General features: G+C 72.4%; 20 protein-coding genes. 9 read left to right on the plus strand and 11 right to left on the minus strand.

Annotated features, from left to right (window positions below):
* The 11 genes from DW299_RS02095 to DW299_RS02145 all read right to left on the minus strand — a co-directional run.
* Positions 1–217, minus strand: a 217-nt coding sequence (locus DW299_RS02095; protein ID WP_205814312.1) for a hypothetical protein, incomplete at its 3' end; no start/stop codon positions are given.
* A complete protein-coding gene (gene fliG / locus DW299_RS02100) occupies positions 207–1,211 on the minus strand; it encodes a flagellar motor switch protein FliG (protein WP_136031068.1) in 1,005 nt (334 codons plus the stop codon). The genes DW299_RS02095 and fliG, both read right to left, overlap by 11 nt.
* A complete protein-coding gene (fliF, locus tag DW299_RS02105) occupies positions 1,208–2,833 on the minus strand; it encodes a flagellar basal-body MS-ring/collar protein FliF (RefSeq protein ID WP_136035468.1) in 1,626 nt (541 codons plus the stop codon). Before fliF ends, fliG begins: the two co-directional genes overlap by 4 nt.
* A complete protein-coding gene (gene fliE / locus DW299_RS02110) occupies positions 2,833–3,138 on the minus strand; it encodes a flagellar hook-basal body complex protein FliE (RefSeq protein WP_136031064.1) in 306 nt (101 codons plus the stop codon). The genes fliF and fliE overlap by 1 nt, the downstream gene beginning before the upstream one ends.
* Positions 3,135–3,530 carry a flagellar basal body rod protein FlgC gene (locus DW299_RS02115; protein WP_136031062.1) on the minus strand — a complete coding sequence of 132 codons (396 nt, stop codon included), beginning with the start codon at positions 3,528–3,530 and terminating at the stop codon, positions 3,135–3,137. The genes fliE and DW299_RS02115 overlap by 4 nt, the downstream gene beginning before the upstream one ends.
* Entirely contained in the window at positions 3,527–3,868 is a 342-nt protein-coding gene (locus DW299_RS02120) for a flagellar basal body rod protein FlgB (RefSeq protein WP_136031061.1), read from the minus strand. The genes DW299_RS02115 and DW299_RS02120 overlap by 4 nt, the downstream gene beginning before the upstream one ends.
* Positions 3,869–3,978: 110 nt before the next feature.
* The gene (locus tag DW299_RS02125; protein ID WP_136035469.1) at positions 3,979–4,275 is read right to left on the minus strand and encodes a hypothetical protein; all 297 of its coding nucleotides are present in this window, start codon (positions 4,273–4,275) and stop codon (positions 3,979–3,981) included.
* Positions 4,272–4,658, minus strand: coding sequence for a flagellar export chaperone FliS (gene fliS / locus DW299_RS02130; protein WP_136031073.1), 387 nt, complete (start codon positions 4,656–4,658; stop codon positions 4,272–4,274). The genes DW299_RS02125 and fliS overlap by 4 nt, the downstream gene beginning before the upstream one ends.
* Before the next feature lie 2 nt (positions 4,659–4,660).
* Complete coding sequence (gene fliD / locus DW299_RS02135) at positions 4,661–6,049, minus strand: flagellar filament capping protein FliD (protein ID WP_136035470.1); 1,389 nt, start codon at positions 6,047–6,049, stop codon at positions 4,661–4,663.
* An 88-nt stretch (positions 6,050–6,137) separates the two neighbouring features.
* Entirely contained in the window at positions 6,138–6,968 is an 831-nt protein-coding gene (locus DW299_RS02140) for a flagellin N-terminal helical domain-containing protein (protein ID WP_136031054.1), read from the minus strand.
* A gap of 98 nt (positions 6,969–7,066) precedes the next feature.
* The gene (locus tag DW299_RS02145) at positions 7,067–7,870 is read right to left on the minus strand and encodes a sigma-70 family RNA polymerase sigma factor (protein ID WP_136035471.1); all 804 of its coding nucleotides are present in this window, start codon (positions 7,868–7,870) and stop codon (positions 7,067–7,069) included.
* A gap of 220 nt (positions 7,871–8,090) precedes the next feature.
* On the opposite strand from DW299_RS02145, the gene flgN reads away from it, so the two are divergent.
* From flgN to DW299_RS02190, 9 genes are read left to right on the plus strand one after another with little or no spacing between them, the layout of a single operon-like run.
* Positions 8,091–8,573, plus strand: a complete 483-nt coding sequence (flgN, locus tag DW299_RS02150; RefSeq protein WP_136031050.1) for a flagellar export chaperone FlgN — start codon at positions 8,091–8,093, stop codon at positions 8,571–8,573.
* A 13-nt stretch (positions 8,574–8,586) separates the two neighbouring features.
* The gene (gene flgK / locus DW299_RS02155; RefSeq protein WP_136035472.1) at positions 8,587–9,996 is read left to right on the plus strand and encodes a flagellar hook-associated protein FlgK; all 1,410 of its coding nucleotides are present in this window, start codon (positions 8,587–8,589) and stop codon (positions 9,994–9,996) included.
* 13 nt (positions 9,997–10,009) lie between these two features.
* Positions 10,010–10,891, plus strand: coding sequence for a flagellar hook-associated protein FlgL (flgL, locus tag DW299_RS02160; RefSeq protein ID WP_136035473.1), 882 nt, complete (start codon positions 10,010–10,012; stop codon positions 10,889–10,891).
* The gene (locus DW299_RS02165) at positions 10,888–11,259 is read left to right on the plus strand and encodes a flagellar assembly protein FliW (protein ID WP_136035474.1); all 372 of its coding nucleotides are present in this window, start codon (positions 10,888–10,890) and stop codon (positions 11,257–11,259) included. Before flgL ends, DW299_RS02165 begins: the two co-directional genes overlap by 4 nt.
* 55 nt (positions 11,260–11,314) lie before the next feature.
* Positions 11,315–11,932, plus strand: a complete 618-nt coding sequence (tsaB, locus tag DW299_RS02170) for a tRNA (adenosine(37)-N6)-threonylcarbamoyltransferase complex dimerization subunit type 1 TsaB (RefSeq protein WP_136035475.1) — start codon at positions 11,315–11,317, stop codon at positions 11,930–11,932.
* Positions 11,929–12,417, plus strand: a complete 489-nt coding sequence (gene rimI, locus DW299_RS02175; protein ID WP_136031039.1) for a ribosomal protein S18-alanine N-acetyltransferase — start codon at positions 11,929–11,931, stop codon at positions 12,415–12,417. Before tsaB ends, rimI begins: the two co-directional genes overlap by 4 nt.
* The gene (gene tsaD / locus DW299_RS02180; RefSeq protein WP_136031037.1) at positions 12,414–13,502 is read left to right on the plus strand and encodes a tRNA (adenosine(37)-N6)-threonylcarbamoyltransferase complex transferase subunit TsaD; all 1,089 of its coding nucleotides are present in this window, start codon (positions 12,414–12,416) and stop codon (positions 13,500–13,502) included. Before rimI ends, tsaD begins: the two co-directional genes overlap by 4 nt.
* Positions 13,499–13,984: a hypothetical protein gene (locus DW299_RS02185; RefSeq protein ID WP_136031035.1), complete on the plus strand. Its 486-nt coding sequence runs from the start codon at positions 13,499–13,501 to the stop codon at positions 13,982–13,984. Before tsaD ends, DW299_RS02185 begins: the two co-directional genes overlap by 4 nt.
* A gap of 2 nt (positions 13,985–13,986) precedes the next feature.
* Positions 13,987–15,126: a hypothetical protein gene (locus tag DW299_RS02190; RefSeq protein WP_136035476.1), complete on the plus strand. Its 1,140-nt coding sequence runs from the start codon at positions 13,987–13,989 to the stop codon at positions 15,124–15,126.
* The last annotated feature ends 153 nt before the right edge of the window (positions 15,127–15,279 follow it).

Raw genomic sequence — 15,279 nt, forward strand, 5'->3', positions numbered from 1 at the left:
CGACCGCGGCGGCGGTCTCGTGCGCCCTGGCCGCCTCACGCTGCGCCCGCTGCTCCTCGGCCGCCCTGGCCTCGGTCTCCGCCTGGGCGGCACCCGCGCGGTACCCCTCGGCGTGGCCCTCCGCGTAGCCGCGACGGCGTGCACGCTCCTGCTCGGCGCGGTGGTCGGGGCCGCCGAGCCGCGGGAAGGCCGCGGGGGCGAAGGCGTCAGTAGACATATTCGTCCTCGTCGGCGCGCTGCACCGTGATGTCGCCCGCCGCCTCCAGGGCTCGGATCGTGCGGACGATCTCGGCGCGTGCCTCCTCGACCTGCGACATGCGGACGGGGCCGAGCGTGCGGGCCTCCTCGTCGAGGTTCTCCCTGTTGCGCTCGGAGACGTTGCGGCGGATGAGGTCGACGATGGGCTGCGGGGCTCCCTTGAGGGCCAGCGCGAGCGAGCGGATGTCCATGCCGCGCAGCACGCGCTGCGTGTCCCGGTCGTCGAGCTTGACGATGTCGACGAACGTGAACATGCGCGAGCGGATGTCCTCCGCGAGGGCGCTGTCGCGGTCTTCGATGCTCGCCAGAAGCGCCTTCTCGATCGTCGCCCCGGAGCGGCCGATGATCTCCACGAGCGGCTCGACACCGCCCAGCACCTCCGGGGCGTCGCGCGACGCGAAGCTGCCGGTGCGCGACTTGAGGGCGTCGGCGACGATCGCGATGGCCTCCTGCGACGCGGTACCCATGGTCGCGATGGCCTGGGCGACGTCGGTGCGAGCGGGGTCGGGGAACGCGGCGAGCACCGCGGCGGCCTGATCCGCGGAGAGGTGGGCGAGCACGAGCGCGACGGTCTGCGGCAGCTCGCCGTCCAGCAGGGTGGCCAGTTGCGCGGGGTCGGCCGAGGTGAGGAACTCGAACGAGGCGCTCATCGAGGTCGAGCCGACGCGGCCCAGCACGGCCGCCGCCCGTTCGGCGCCGAACGACGCCTCCAGCAGTCCGGCCGCGATGTCGCGTCCGCCGCGTGCGGGCGGCAGGTGCCCGGCGGCGATGCGGTGGAACTGTCCGAGTGCCTGCGCCGTCGTGGCGGCGTCGAGGTCCTGCAGCCCGATGATCTCCGCGGCCACCGCCTCCGCCTCGGCCTCGGACAGGTGCTTCATCACCTCCACCGCCTGGGCGCGGTCGAGGTTCATGAGCACGACCGCGGCGGTCTGCCGGTCGGTCAGCCCGGTCACGCGTGCGACCGATCGTCGATGAGGGTGCGCAGCAGCTCGGCCGTGCGCTGCGGATCCTGCCGGGTGAGGGCGCCGATCTCGGCGCGGCGGCGCTCGAGGCTGACCTGGGCGGGCTCCGGGTCGGGCTCGGGCTCCGGGTCGAGGTCGGGCGCCGGCTCCAGGAACGCCAGCGGGGTGGTCGGGGCCTCCAGCACGGCGGTGGGTGCGTCGGCGGACAGCGCCGACAGGGCGGGCGGCCGGTCGCCGAACAGCTGATCGAACTCCTCCACGCGCCCGGCCCGACGGCGGGCGCGGATGATGAACGCGGCGATCGCGGCGATCAGGGGGATCGCGATGGCCGCGGCGATGATGACGGTGTTGAGCAGGGCGGCCTGTCGTTCCGCGTTCTCGGCGTCCTTCGCGGCCTGCAGCGCCGCCTGCGCGGACTCGGCGTCGGTCTTGCTGAACGCGACCAGCTCGACGGTGAGGTCGTCACCGCGGGCGCGGTCGATGCCGGCGGCCGTGGACACCAGGTCGCTGAGCTGTGCGGAGCTGAGGTCGCCGCCCGCCCCGGCGTCGACGGCGACCGACACCGACTGCCGCAGCAGCGTGCCGGCCGGGGTCGAGGTGCTCTCGGTGGCCTTGTTGACCGCGTTGGTGCGGCTCTGCTCGGTCGCCGACGACGTGCCGCCGTTCTCGCTGGGCACGGCGATGTTGTCGGGGCCGAGCACGCCGGCCTCCGAGCTCGCGCCGTTCTGCGTCTGGCTGCGGGTCTCCTCGGTCAGAGGCGGGGCGCCCTCGGCCGGGGTGTAGGTCTCCTCGATGCGCTCGTTCACCGACCGGTCGATCTCGGCGACCACCGTGACGGTCGCGTTGCCGGGGCCGACCACCGTGTCGAGCATCTGCTGCACGCTCGCCGTGACGCGTGCCTCGTAGTCGCCCGCCTGCTGGTCGAGGCCGCCCGTCGAGCCGACGCCGACGGCCGACAGCGTGCGCCCGGTCTGGTCGACCACGGCGACGTTCTCCGGCTTCATGCCGCTGACCGCCGCGGAGGTGAGGTGCACGATCGCCTCGACCTGCTTCTGGTCGAGGGTGCTGTTGCCCGCGGTCTCCACGAACACGGAGGCGGTCGCGTCGACGGTCTCCGACACGAACACGCTCTCCTCGGGGATCGCGAGCTGCACGGAGGCGGCGGAGACCCCGTCGATCGCGGAGATCGTGGCGGCGAGCTCGCCCTCGATGGCGCGCTTGTACGTCACCGACTGCTGGAACTCGGAGGTGGTGACGCCAATGTCGTCGAGCAGCGAGTAGCCGGCGCTGTTGGCGCTGGGCAGTCCGGCGGATGCGGCGGCGAGGCGCTGGTCGTACACGTCCTTCTCCGGCACGAGGACGGTGGCGCCGCCGTCGGCGAGCTCGTACGGCACCGACGCGGAGCGGAGCTGCTCGACCACGGCGTTGGCGTCGGTCGCGCTCAGCCCGGAGAACAGCGGGGTGTAGGTGGGGCGGGTGAGCCAGCTCGACAGGGCGATGATGCCGAGGGCGAGCACGGCGACACCGATGATGGCGATGGTGCGCTGGGCGAGCGAGAACCCCGCGATGACACGGCGGATGCGCTGGAACGCACCGGCGACGGCCGGGGGCATCAGGCCTGCATCCGCATGATCTCGTTGAACGCGTCGACGCCCTTGTTGCGCACGGCGGCGACGAGCTCGAGCGTCACGGCCGCGCGCGACGACGCGATCATGGCCGCGTGGATGTCGTCGAGGTCGCCCGTGACCGCGGCGACCTTGAGCGCGTCGGAGTCGGACTGCAGCGAGCGCAGCTCGTCGATCGCGCCCGTGACGCTGTTCGCGAAGGCGGAGCCGTCGGTCGTCTTCGCCCCGGTGACGGGGGAGGTGGTGAGACCGAGGGACGAGGCGACGGCCTCGATTCCGGAGACCGCGCTCATGCGTTGCGTCCGATCTGCAGGGCCGACTCGTAGGTCGTGCGGGCTCGGTCGACGATCGCCGCGCTGGCCTGGTAGCCGCGCTGCGCGAGGATGAGCTGGCTCATCTGGTCGCCAAGGTCGATGTCGGGGTAGCGCACGTAGCCGTTCGCGTCGGCGAGGGGGTGGTCGGGCTGGTGCACGAGGCGGCCCTCGGCGCTGCCCTGCACGGTGCCGGCGACGTAGACGCCCGGCGACTGGGCGCTGGTCTGCGCGAGCACGTAGCGCGCACGGAACGCGGCGCCGTCGGTCGAGCGCACCGTGTTGATGTTGGAGATGTTGTCGCTGATGGCGTCGAGCCACTTGCGGTGCACGGTCAGTCCGGTGCCGGCGATGCCGATCGCGTCGAAGGTCATGAGGTCCTCATCGCGGTGCGCATGGAGGAGAACGAGCCGTTCACGGCCTGCGTCGCGAACTGGTAGCGCAGCATGGTGTCGATGCTGGAGAGGGTCTCGGTGTCGAGGTTGACGTTGTTCCCGTTGAGCCTGGTCGGCTCCAGCGAGGTGCCGACCGTCGCCGACACGCGTCCGTCGCCGCGGGCGATCGAGTCCGCGAGGGCCTCCTCGAACCGCACGCGCTTGGCGTGGTAGTCGGGGGTGTTGATGTTGGCGATGTTGTCGGCGATGGCCCGCTGGCGCAGCGAGAGCCCATCGAGCGCACTCGTGAGTGCGGTGATGGTGACAGAGTCGAACACGAACCGGCTCCCCGTGTGTGGTGGAAATGGCCGATCCCTGGCCGAGTCTTGCGAGCCATCCGTGCTCACGGTGCACTGTCGGCAGGCAGGCCGGGTGCGTTAGGCGGCCGTCAGCCGTCCACGTCGAGGTAGGCCGGTGCGTCGGGTTCGCGCGGTGCCGGTACGCGCCCCACGGCGCCGAGGTGCTGGCGGACGCCGTCGATCTCGTGGCGTACGCGGTCCATGGCCGCGCGCTGGCGGTCGATCACGCGGCGGACGCGGTCGGCGAGGTGCGCGGGCAGCGGCGCGGGCGGCGGCGTCCAGGGCGGCAGCTCGTGCGTCTCGACGGCTCCGTCGGGTGCGGCGAGGATGCGCTCGGCCTCCTGCTCCAGCCGGTCCAGCAGCTCCTCCCAGGCGTCGGCGCTCACGCGCGGCTCTCCGCGAGCGACCGGGACGCCTCGTGCCAGGCGTCGCGCAGCGGGGCGACGATGCCGTGGCAGGCCCTGGTGCGTTCGGGGTCGCGGCCGATGTTCGCGCCGATGAGCGTCTGACTGAGGAAGACGTAGAGCGAGCGGAGGCCGGCGCTGCCGTTCCACTCGTCGGTGAGCGACGACGACAGTTCGGCGACGATGGCCTGCGCGTGCTGCAGCTGCGCGTTCGCCTCGGCCCAGTCGCCCGCGCGCTGGGCGGTCTCGCCGCGTTCGATGTCGAGCAGCAGGCGGTCGTAGAGCATGGTGACCAGTCGCTCCGGCGGCGCGGAGAGGATGGCGTCCTCGCGGTAGCGCTGCTGGGCGCGCAGGGCGGCGTTCATGCTCACGAGTCCGATCCGGAGCGGCTGCTCGGCAGCGAGTTGATCTGCGACGCCAGGTACGACGATTGCGACTGCATCTGCGACAGCATCACCTCGAGCCGGGCGTAGGTGCGCTCGAGGGTGGCCTTGCGCTGCGCGAGGCGCACGTCCCAGCGCTCCATCTGCTCGCCGAGGCTCTTGACCTCGCTCTCCTGCCCGGTGATGCGGGTGGTGAGCAGTCCGTCGTACTTGTCGGAGAACGACGTCGCGGTCTCCTCGATGCGCGCGGCGACCGCGGAGAAGAGCGCGCCGACCGCATCCGGGTCCTTCGCGAGCTCCTCGGCGAACTTGTCCTCGTCGAACGTGAGCTTGCCGTACATGTCGGTCGAGATGCCGATGGTGGAGGGCGAGACGCCGTCGACCGGGTGCTGCACGGCGTCGGCGAGCGCGGTGCGCATGCCGCGGATGGTGCTGTCGCCGGTGAACACGCCGAGGGTCGTCTTGCCGCCCTGACCGGTGGGGACGGTCGCCTTCGAGCCGTTGTCGATGCGGGTGAAGATGTCGGTCACGAGGGCGATGAACTCGCCGGAGGCCTTGGTGCGGGCGGCCGTGTCGACGGCGACGGTCACGGTGACCGGGGTGGTGGAGGGGGTGGAGACGGTGACGTCGACGCCCTCGAACAGGTCGGTGAAGGTGTTGCTGGTCGAGGTGAGCACCTGCTCGGCGCCGGTTCCTGCCCACAGGCGCACCTGGGCGTCGGTGCCGGTGGCGATCACGGCCGCGCCGGTCTCGGTGGCGACGTCGGTCGCGGTTCCGTTCTGCACGGCGGCGATATCGCCGCGGTACACGCGGAAGCGCCCGGCCTCACCGGAGTCCTCGGCGCGCAGCTGCAGGCGGTGCAGCGGGTTGCCGTCGGCGTCGCGCCCGGCGGGCACGGCGGTGGCCACGATCCCCGTGTCGGCGTCGTTGATCGCCTGCGCGATGTCCTGGATCGACGCGGAGTCGGCCTGCACCTGCACGCGCTCGCCCGCGGCGTTCTCCAGGGTGAGCACGGGCGGGTCGACGGCCCAGCCGCGCGAGGCGGCAGTGACGACGGTGTGGGTCTGGGCGACGCGGTCGACGACGATGTCGGTGGTGAGCGGGACGGCTCCGGCCCGTAGCGCGACCTTCACGGTGTCGGACGACGAGGTGCCGGTGAAGCGGTCGAGACCACCGGGGGCTGCGGCCTTCTCGGCGGCGGTCGCGAGGTTCTGCACGGCGGTGTTGAGGGTGCGCAGCTGCGTCATGACGGCGTTCTTGTCGTCGATCTTCGCCTTGAGCAGCGTGCGCGGGATCGCGTGCACGTCCATCAGCGCCTTGATGATGTCGGTGGTCTTCAGGCCGGACACGAGGCCGTCGAGCGAGAGCGACATGCGCGATCCCTTCCGTGTGGGGGAGGGTCCGGGTGACGGACGGCGCCGTCACCCGGACCCCCGGTGCGATTCAGTGCTGCGGTGCGGATCAGCGCAGCAGCTGGAGCACGCCCTGGTTGGCCTGGTTGGCCTGTGCGAGCATCGCCGTTCCCGCCTGCGACAGGATGTTCGCCGACGTGAACTTGACCATCTCGGACGCCATGTCGGTGTCGCGGATGCGGCTCTCGGCGGCGGCGAGGTTCTCGGCCGACACGTTGAGGCTGTTGATGGTCGACTCGAAGCGGTTCTGCAGCGCACCGTAGCCGGCACGTGCGGTCGAGACCGCCTGGATCTGCGTGTCGATGCCCGCCAGAGCAGCGCCGTACGATGCCGCGTCCGTCATGCCCGTCGCGAGCGTCTTGATGTCGGCACCGAGCGTGGCGAAGTTGGTCAGGTTCACCGAGATCTGGTCTTCGGCGGCGACCGCTCCCGCGCCCACCTGGAACGTCAGCGTCGTGCCGCCCGAGAGCAGCTTGATGCCGTTGAAGTTGGTGCTCGCCGCGATCCGGGTGAGCTCGTCGCCCAGGGCGGAGATCTCGGTCTGGATGGCGTTGCGCGACTTCGCGTTGTTCGAGTCGTTCGCGCCCTGGTTGGTCAGGTCGCGAACGCGCTGCAGGATGGAGTGCACTTCGGTCAGGGCGCCTTCTGCGGTCTGGATGACCGAGATGCCGTCCTGGGCGTTGCGGGCCGCGACGTTCAGGCCGTTGACCTGCGAGCGCAGGCCCTCGGAGATCGCGAGACCGGCGGCGTCGTCCGCTGCGCGGTTGATGCGGAAACCGCTCGAGAGCTTCTCGAGCGACTTCGACACGTCGTTCTGCGTGTTGGACAGGTTGCGGTAGGCGTTGAGCGCCGACACGTTGGTGTTGATCTGCATACCCATGAGGGTTTCCTCCGTGATGTGTTGTACGGGGGACCGTCCGTGGTCTCCCGCTCACACCTATCGGCGGAGGAGGCGCGCGCGTTAGGGACGCGGCGTGGTCAGGCGGGGGCCGCGGTGCGGAACACCTCGCCGATGCGGGCGCCGGAGGCCGCGGCGATCCGGCCGAAGTAGGCGTCGCGGGCGGCGGGGGAGATGCGGGTGGAGGCGACGGGCTCCACCGTGCCCTCGGCGAAGTAGCGGTCGAGCGCGTCGCGCAGCAGCCGCACGGCCTCCGATCGCTGCTGCGAGACGGCGGAGTGGGTCACCCCCAGCTCTTCGGCGATCTCCTTCACGGGCCGTTCCTCGATGTACACGGCCAGCACGATGCGGCGCATGCGCTCGGGAAGGGCGGCGATCGCGTGCTCCAGCACCTCGCGGCGCTCCCCGACCAGGGCGGACTCCTCGGGCAGGGGCACGTCGGCGACCAGGTCGCGGGCGGCCGGGTCGTCGATGGTGGAGACGGTGCGCGCGGCGTCGGCGAGTGCTTCCGACACGGCCTCCCTGGGCGAGCCCATGGCCGTCGCGACCTCGGTCACGGTGGCCGTGCGGCCGAGGGCGGCGGTGAGGGTGTCGCGCACGGCGACGGTCTCCTTGATGCGCTTGCGGATGCCGCGGGACGCCCAGTCCATGGAGCGCATCTCGTCGGCGAACGCACCGAGGATGCGGCGCCGGGCGTAGGCGCCGAAGGGGACGCCGAGCGCGGGGTCGTAGGCGTCGGCGGCGGTCACGAGGGCGAGCGCGCCGACGGCGGCGAGCTCTTCGCGGGGGATGTGGGTTGCCCGAGCATGGGTGTCCGCAGCGAGATAGCCGACCAGGGGAAGGTTGGCCTCGACGAGGCGGTTGCGCTCAGCGCGCGACGACATGGGGGATGATCCACCTCTCTGGATGCACTCCGGAAGCTCCATGGCGAGGGGTAGATGCGCATATCACATAATTCGCGATATGTACATGGGGAGAACTAACCACCGCCGTTCCACATAGTAACCTTATGGGCGCGGCGGCCGATAGGGATTAATGAACCGTTAACAGGCGGGTCGATCGCACCGGCGTTGGGGCGGGGGATCGCTGGGGAACAAGGGGATCATGGGAGCCAACGAACTATCGATGCAGCTCTGGCGCGAGCGCGAGCTGCTCGAGATGCTGCTTTTCAAGCTCGACGAGCAGCAACTGCTGCTCGCGGCTGGCCGATCGCACTGGATACAGTTTGCGGCACGCGAGATCGATCAGGTACTCGATCGTCTGCGCAGCGCAGGACTGTCCAGGGCCGTCGAGGTCGCCGGAGTCGCGCAGGAGTGGGGCGCCTCGGACGAGGCGACCATCACGGAGCTCATCGAGCACGCGCCGGAGGGGGCGTGGGCCGACGTGCTCACCGACCACCTGCGCGCGCTCGTGCGGCTGACGGCGGAGGTCGAGCAGATGCGCGACTCCACCGCCGAGCAGCTCAGCGGCGTGCTCCGCGCGACGCAGGAGACCATCGCCGCGCTCGGCCTCGAGAGCGGCGAGTACACCACCCGTGGAGACCGCGCCCGCGAGGACTCCGCCCGCATCATCGACACAGAGATGTGACCGAGAGGGGACCATGTCGACTTTCAGTGGACTGAACACCGCCGCGAGCGGACTCGCCGCGGCACGCCGCGGCATGGACGTCGTCGGACAGAACATCGCCAACCAGAAGACCGAGGGGTACACGCGGCAGCGGGTCGAGACCTCGTCGATCGCCGCCGTCGCCCAGACGGGCCGCTTCAGCATGGGGGCGCTCCCCGGCCACGGCGTGTCGATCGACGGCGTCGCCCGGCTCGGTGACGCCCTGCTCGACGCGCGGGTGCGCGACACCCTCGGTACCTCGGGCTACTGGTCGGCACGCGCCCTCGCCGCGACCACGGCCGAGGCTGCTCTGGGCGAGCCGACCGACAAGGGTCTCGCCAACCGCCTCACCTCCTTCTGGGCGGGGTGGCAGGAGCTCGCGAACACGCCCGACTCCGGCGCCGCCGCGGCGAGCGTCCTGGAGTCCGCGAAGGAGCTCGCCGCGCACGTGGCCGGCGGCTACCGCACGGTGGCAGCGCAGTGGACGGCCGCACGCGAGTCGGCGGGTCGCGCGGTCGATCAGGTGAATGCGGCCGCCGAGCAGATCGCCGTGCTCAACAGCGAGATCCGCGACGCGCTCGCCGCCGGGCGTTCCGCGAACGAGCTGATGGATCGCCGGACCGTGCTCGCGGAGGATGTCGCCCGCCTCACGGGCGGCACCGGGACCCTGGAGAGCGACGGCACGCTCACGCTGCGCCTCGGCGGCAACGCCCTGGTCTCCGGCGGCGACGCCCGGCGTCTCGCCCTCACCGGGCCGACCGCGATCGAGGCGGGGCAGCGCGTCGGAGTGATCTGGGAGTCGGCACCCGACCTTCCGGTCTCGGTCGACGGCGGCGAGCTGGGCGGCACGCTGTCGGTGCTGGCGCCGGCCGGCGACGGGGGCATGCTCGCGCAGCTCGCCTCGACCTACGACCGTGTGGCGACCGCGCTGGCCGAGTCGCTCAACGCGCAGCACCGGGCCGGTGTCACGGCCTCCGGTCAGCCGGGCGGCGACTTCTTCACCCTCCCGGCGACGGGTTCCGCGGCCCTCGGGCTGCGCGTGGCCGTGACGAGCGCCGACCAGCTGGCCCTGGCGGCTCCGGGCGCGGGGGCGAAGGATGCGAGCAACGCCGATCTCATCTCGCAGATCGGACGGCGCGCCACCTCGCCCGATGCGCTGTGGACCGACCAGGTCACCCGCTTCGGCGTTTCGACCGCGGCCGACGTGCAGCGCGCGAAGGTGTCGGAGTCGGCGGCGGCGGGGGCCATCGGCGCCCAACAGTCCGTCGCGGCCGTCGACGGCGACGAGGAGACGATCAGCCTCCTCACCTACCAGACCGCGTATCAGGCGGCCGCCCGCGTGCTCACCGCCGTGGACGAGGCCCTCGACGTCCTGATCAACCGCACGGGCGTCGTCGGACGCTGATCGGAGGAGCACCGTGATCTCTCGCGTGACGCAGTCCACCATGACCCAGACGGCCATGCGCCAGTTGCAGGCCAACCTGTCCGAGCTCGCGCGGTTGCAGGACCAGGCGACCTCGCAGAAGGCGTTCGCGGCACCGTCGGACGACCCGACCGCCGCGGCCGCGGCCCTGGCGCTGCACGCCGAGCAGCGCCGCACCGAGCAGTACGCCCGCAACATCGACGACGGGCTGGCGTGGGTGACCGCGGCCGACAGCGCCATCACCGCCAGCACCTCGCTGCTGTCCCGCGTGCGCGACCTCACGGCGCAGGGCGCCAACGACGGCGCGCTCGACGCGACCGCCAAGGAGGCCCTGGCGGTGGAGCTGGAGGGCATCAGGGGCGAGCTGCTCGCGCAGGCGAACACCCGTCTGCTCGGCCGCTCCGTGTTCGCCGGCACGTCGGACACCGCGGCCTTCGCGGCCGACTACTCGTACAGCGGCGTCGCGGGCTCCGAGGTCACGCGTCGCGTGTCCGACGCCGCCTCGGTCCGCGTCGACACCGACGGCGCGGCCGTGTTCGGCGCGGGGGACGACTCCGTGTTCGCGCTGGTCGACCGCATCGTGGCGGATCTCCGCTCCGGCACCAACGTCGGGCCGCGGCTCGGCGAGATCGACGACCGCCGCACCGCGATGCTCGGGGTGCAGGGCTCGGTCGGCACCCGTCAGTCCCAGATCGAACGCGCCAAGGAGGCGGCCGTGCAGAATTCCGTGTCCCTCGAGTCCCGCCGCGCGGCGGTCGAGGACGTCGACTCCGTGGAGGTCCTCATCCGCCTCCAAGCCCAGGAGCTCGTCTACCGGTCGGCGCTCGCGGTGAACGCCCGCGTGCTGCAGCCCTCGCTGATGGACTTCCTGCGATGACCGCGGCGCTCACCTTCACCGCCCCGCCTCCCGGGCTCGCCCCGCACGTCGATTTCTCGCTCGCGCCGATCGACGGCGCCGACGGGCTGTTCGCGCTGCGCGCCGTGGCCGACGAGGCGCTGCGGCTGTACCTGGTCGACCCGAGCACCGTGCTCGGGGAGTATGCGCCGACGCTGAGCGACGCCCAGGTGGACGACCTGGCACTGCGCTCGCCCGACGATGCCCTGGTGCTCGTGGTCGCGCACCCCTCGGCGGATGGCGTGAGCGTGAACCTCCTGGCGCCCGTGGTCGTGAACCGGACGACGGGCGCGGCCGCCCAGGTCATCCTGGAGGATCAGGACTACCCGGTCAGGGCGCCCCTGGGCTGAGCGGGCGGCCCCTCCTGCACGGCGCCGGAGGGCCCGTGACGACTACCCTGGAGGGGTGATCCTCGCCGTCGACACGTCCCTTGGCACCGCCGTCGCTCTCATCGACCCCGACGGGACGCCGCGGGCCGAGGCGGGCACCGCCGATCCGCTCGGTCATGCGGAGGTGATCGGCGATCTGCTCGCCGAGGTGCTCCGCGACGGAGGCTCCGACGGCATCACCCACGTCGTGTCCGGCATGGGTCCTGGACCGTTCACCGGGCTGCGCATCGGGATCGCCGCCGCCCGCGCGTTCGCCCTCGGCCGCGGCCTGCCCGTGCTGCCGGTCCCGAGCCACACCGCGGCGGCGCTCACGGCCCTGCCGACGCAGTCCGGCCCGTTCGCGATCGTCACCGACGCACGCCGCCGCGAGGTCGCGGTCACGGTGTTCGACGGGCTCGACGACGACGGACTGCCGGTGGTCGTGGCCGATACGGTGCTGGTGCGGGCCGTCGATGCGGACACCCACCTCGACGGCATCCCGCGCGTCGACACGACCGTGCTCTCCGCGGTCGACCTGGCCAGGGCGGGCGCGCGGGCGCTGGCCGCGGGCCGCACGCTCGCCGACGCCGAGCCGCTGTACCTCCGTCACCCCGACGTGACGCTGCCCGGAGCGCCGAAGAAGGTGGGTTCGTGACGCTGCGGGAGGCGGTGCCGGGCGACCTCGACGCGATCATGGCGATCGAGGAGCGGTCGTTCCCCACCGACGCCTGGAGCCGCGAGACCATGGCGAGCGAGCTGTCGAGTCCGCACGGCCGCTATCTGGTCGACGAGGTCGACGGCGAGATCGTGGGGTACGGCGGGGTCAGGGCTCTGCAGGGCGGCGCCGACGCCGACATCCAGACCATCGCCCTGCTCGCGGAGCACCGGGGCCGGGGCCGGGGGCGTGCGCTGCTGCACGCTCTGCTCCGGGCGGCGGCCGCCCGGGGAGCCAGGGAGATGTTCCTCGAGGTGCGGGCCGACAACCCGCCGGCGGAGGGGCTGTACCGGGCCGAGGGCTTCGAGGAGATCGGCAGACGCCCCCGCTACTATCAGCCCGACGACGTCGACGCGATCGTGATGCGTCTGGACCTGCGCCGCCACCCCGCGGTCGCCGATACGCCGGAGGAGGCGAACGCATGAGCGAGCCCCTGGTGCTCGGCATCGAGACGAGCTGCGACGAGACCGGTATCGGGATCGTGCGCGGCCGCACGCTGCTGTCCAACACGATCGCGTCGAGCATGGATGAGCACGCCCGTTACGGCGGCGTCGTGCCGGAGGTCGCGGCTCGTGCGCACCTGGAGGCGCTGCAGCCGGCGATCGACGCCGCGCTCGCCGAGGCCGGGGTGCGCCTGGACCAGCTCGACGCGGTCGCCGTCACGAGCGGCCCGGGACTGGCGGGTGCGCTCATGGTGGGTGTCGGCGCGGCGAAGGGGCTCGCGGTGTCGCTCGACAAGCCGCTGTACGCCGTCAACCACCTGGTCGGTCACATCGCCGCCGACATCCTGACGCCGGAGTCGGAGCCGCTCGAGTACCCGACGATCGCGCTGCTGGTGTCGGGCGGGCACACCTCGCTGCTGCACGTGCGCGACCTCACGACCGATGTCGAGCTGCTGGGCGAGACGGTCGACGATGCGGCGGGCGAGGCGTTCGACAAGGTCGCGCGACTGCTGTCGCTGCCGTACCCCGGAGGCCCCGAGATCGACAGGGCCGCGGTGGGCGGGGATCCCGAGGCGATCCGGTTCCCGCGCGGGCTGTCCCGGGCGTCCGACCTCGCGAAGCACCGGTACGACTTCTCGTTCTCCGGGCTCAAGACCGCCGTCGCGCGGTGGGTGGAGCGGTTCGAGGCGGAGGCCGCGGCGGCGGGCGACGAGGCCCCGGCGCTGCCCATCGCCGATGTCGCCGCGAGCTTCCGCGAGGCTGTGGTCGATGTGCTCGTCACGAAGGCGCTGGCCGCCTGCGCCGACCTGGGAGTCCCGCGGCTCCTGCTCGGCGGCGGCGTGATCGCGAACCGGCGGCTGCGCGAGGTCGCCCTGGCGCGAGCCGCGGAGGCGGGCGTCACGGTCCGCATCCCGCCGCTGTCGCTGTGCACCGACAACGGCGCGATGATCGCGGCGCTCGCCGCCGAGCTGATCTCGTCTGGTCGTCCGCCGTCGACCCTCGCGTTCGGCGCCGACTCGACCCTGCCGGTGACCGAGATCCAGGTCGCGGAGGCGGTGGCGGTATGAGCGACGTGCCGCGACCGGCGGGAGACGCGACCCCGACGCCCCCTGCGCGACTCGAGCGGGCGAGCGAACAGGTGGACCGTTCGGCGGCGACGGCGCGGATCCCCGGCGCGCGGCGCGACGGATACAGCAAGCTGCCCACGGGTCCGGTCGGCATCGAGCCCGTGGTGGTGAGTGGCCCGGACATCGACCGTCACGAGGATGCGGAGTGGGAGCCGTCGGTCACCGAGCCGGCGCCCGTCGACGACACGCGGCTCGCGCCCTGGGCCCTGCTGGCGGCGATCGTGGCGCTGGGCGCGTCGTTCTTCGTCGGCTGGGGGATCCCGGTCGCGGTGGTCGCGGTGATCGCGGCGATCATGTCGCTGCGGCGTCCGATGGAGAACCGCGCGATCGCGCGCTGGGCGCTCGCTCTCGGCCTGTGCGCGACCGTGTACAGCCTGGCCTGGCTGGTGTGGGCCGGTATGCAGTTCGAGAGGCTCGGCTAGCGATGCCGTCGGCGGGGGGCGACGACGAGCTGCGGGCGCTGCAGCGGAAGGCCTACGCCCGCGATGGCGCCCTCACGGCCGCCGAGGCCGCCCGGCTGGTCGCTCTCGAAGAGCTCCGGCGTGCGGGGCGTGCGGACGCCTCCGGGGTGCCGGCTCGCGATGCCGCGGCATGCGACACCGGCCCGGCTTCCGACGCCAACACGGCCTCGGCATCCGGCGCGGATGCGGTGTCCGGTGGCGGCCCGGGCGACGCGTTGCCGGAGAGTGCAGACGGCTCGGATCCGGGTGCCGGCGTCGACAGCGAGTCTTCGGGGCGCACCGACGCGACGGGCGTCCTCGGGGCGCTGCGGAACCGTCGTCCCCTCGTCCTCGCGCTCGCCGCGGTGCTCCTGGTCGCGGTCGGCGTGGGCATCGGCTGGGCGGCGTTCGGCCGATCTGCGGCGCCGGCGGTCGCGCTGACGGCCGAGCAGCAGGTGTGGCACAACGACCTCGTCGCCTCAGGCGTCTACGACCCCGGGTCGGTGCGGGCGCTCGCGGTGGAGGACGACGTGGTCATCTGGACGGCGACCCAGGAGCAGCGCGCGCGCATCTGCCTCGTCCTGGGGTCGGGCAAGAGCACCATGCCCAGTTGCGGTCCTGCCGAGCAGGTCGAGAACACCGGGCTGTACGGCTCGCTGACCCTCGGCGCCGACGAGGAGCGGCAGAGGCAGGTCAGCGCGCAGCTGCTGCTGACCGCGAGCGGCGAGGCCGCGGTCGCCGCCGCCTCCTCCGACTACTCGAGCACCGTGACCGGCATCGAGTACGCGAACGACGAGGAGAACGCCACCGCCGAGCGCCTGGCGGAGGACGGGTTCGATCCGAACTCGATCTGGGTGGCCGGGTACGACGGCGATGTTCCGCTGTGGGTGGCCTCGCGGATCGGCGAGGGACGGCAGTGCCTGATCTACGACGGCTCGACCGCGGAGGCGCCGATGACGTGCGAGGCCGCCGAGACGTTCGGCGAGTACGGACGCGGGCTCACGCTGGAGGTCGCCGATGTGGCCTCGGGCGCGATGACGCGCTACGAGCTGCCGATGGATGCGGGGCCCATGTTCCTGGTGATCACGCGCGAGGGGGGTGTCGCCGGTGCCGGAGGGGACTGAGACGCCCGACGCCGCAGCGACGCCCGGCACCGAGGGGTCGTGGACCGACGCGGCGGAGCGTGAGCTGCGCGAGCTGGAGCGTCGCGCCTACGGCCGCGGCCCCGGGCTCGACGACGTGCAGGCGCGCCGCCTCCGCACGCTGCACGTCGTCGA

The sequence above is a fragment of the Microbacterium sp. K35 genome, from assembly GCF_004794375.1.
GTDB lineage: Bacteria > Actinomycetota > Actinomycetes > Actinomycetales > Microbacteriaceae > Microbacterium > Microbacterium sufflavum.

Excerpts from the sequence above, each read along its gene's own strand:
- fliF (WP_136035468.1), bottom strand. The coding sequence starts at position 2,833 with ATGCCCCCGGCCGTCGCCGGTGCGTTCCAGCGCATCCGCCGTGTCATC.
- fliE (WP_136031064.1), bottom strand. The coding sequence starts at position 3,138 with ATGAGCGCGGTCTCCGGAATCGAGGCCGTCGCCTCGTCCCTCGGTCTC.
- DW299_RS02115 (WP_136031062.1), bottom strand. The coding sequence starts at position 3,530 with ATGACCTTCGACGCGATCGGCATCGCCGGCACCGGACTGACCGTGCAC.
- fliS (WP_136031073.1), bottom strand. The coding sequence starts at position 4,658 with ATGAACGCCGCCCTGCGCGCCCAGCAGCGCTACCGCGAGGACGCCATC.
- fliD (WP_136035470.1), bottom strand. The coding sequence starts at position 6,049 with ATGTCGCTCTCGCTCGACGGCCTCGTGTCCGGCCTGAAGACCACCGAC.
- DW299_RS02140 (WP_136031054.1), bottom strand. The coding sequence starts at position 6,968 with ATGGGTATGCAGATCAACACCAACGTGTCGGCGCTCAACGCCTACCGC.
- DW299_RS02145 (WP_136035471.1), bottom strand. The coding sequence starts at position 7,870 with ATGTCGTCGCGCGCTGAGCGCAACCGCCTCGTCGAGGCCAACCTTCCC.
- flgN (WP_136031050.1), top strand. The coding sequence starts at position 8,091 with ATGGGAGCCAACGAACTATCGATGCAGCTCTGGCGCGAGCGCGAGCTG.
- flgK (WP_136035472.1), top strand. The coding sequence starts at position 8,587 with ATGTCGACTTTCAGTGGACTGAACACCGCCGCGAGCGGACTCGCCGCG.
- DW299_RS02165 (WP_136035474.1), top strand. The coding sequence starts at position 10,888 with ATGACCGCGGCGCTCACCTTCACCGCCCCGCCTCCCGGGCTCGCCCCG.
- tsaD (WP_136031037.1), top strand. The coding sequence starts at position 12,414 with ATGAGCGAGCCCCTGGTGCTCGGCATCGAGACGAGCTGCGACGAGACC.
- DW299_RS02185 (WP_136031035.1), top strand. The coding sequence starts at position 13,499 with ATGAGCGACGTGCCGCGACCGGCGGGAGACGCGACCCCGACGCCCCCT.
- DW299_RS02190 (WP_136035476.1), top strand. The coding sequence starts at position 13,987 with ATGCCGTCGGCGGGGGGCGACGACGAGCTGCGGGCGCTGCAGCGGAAG.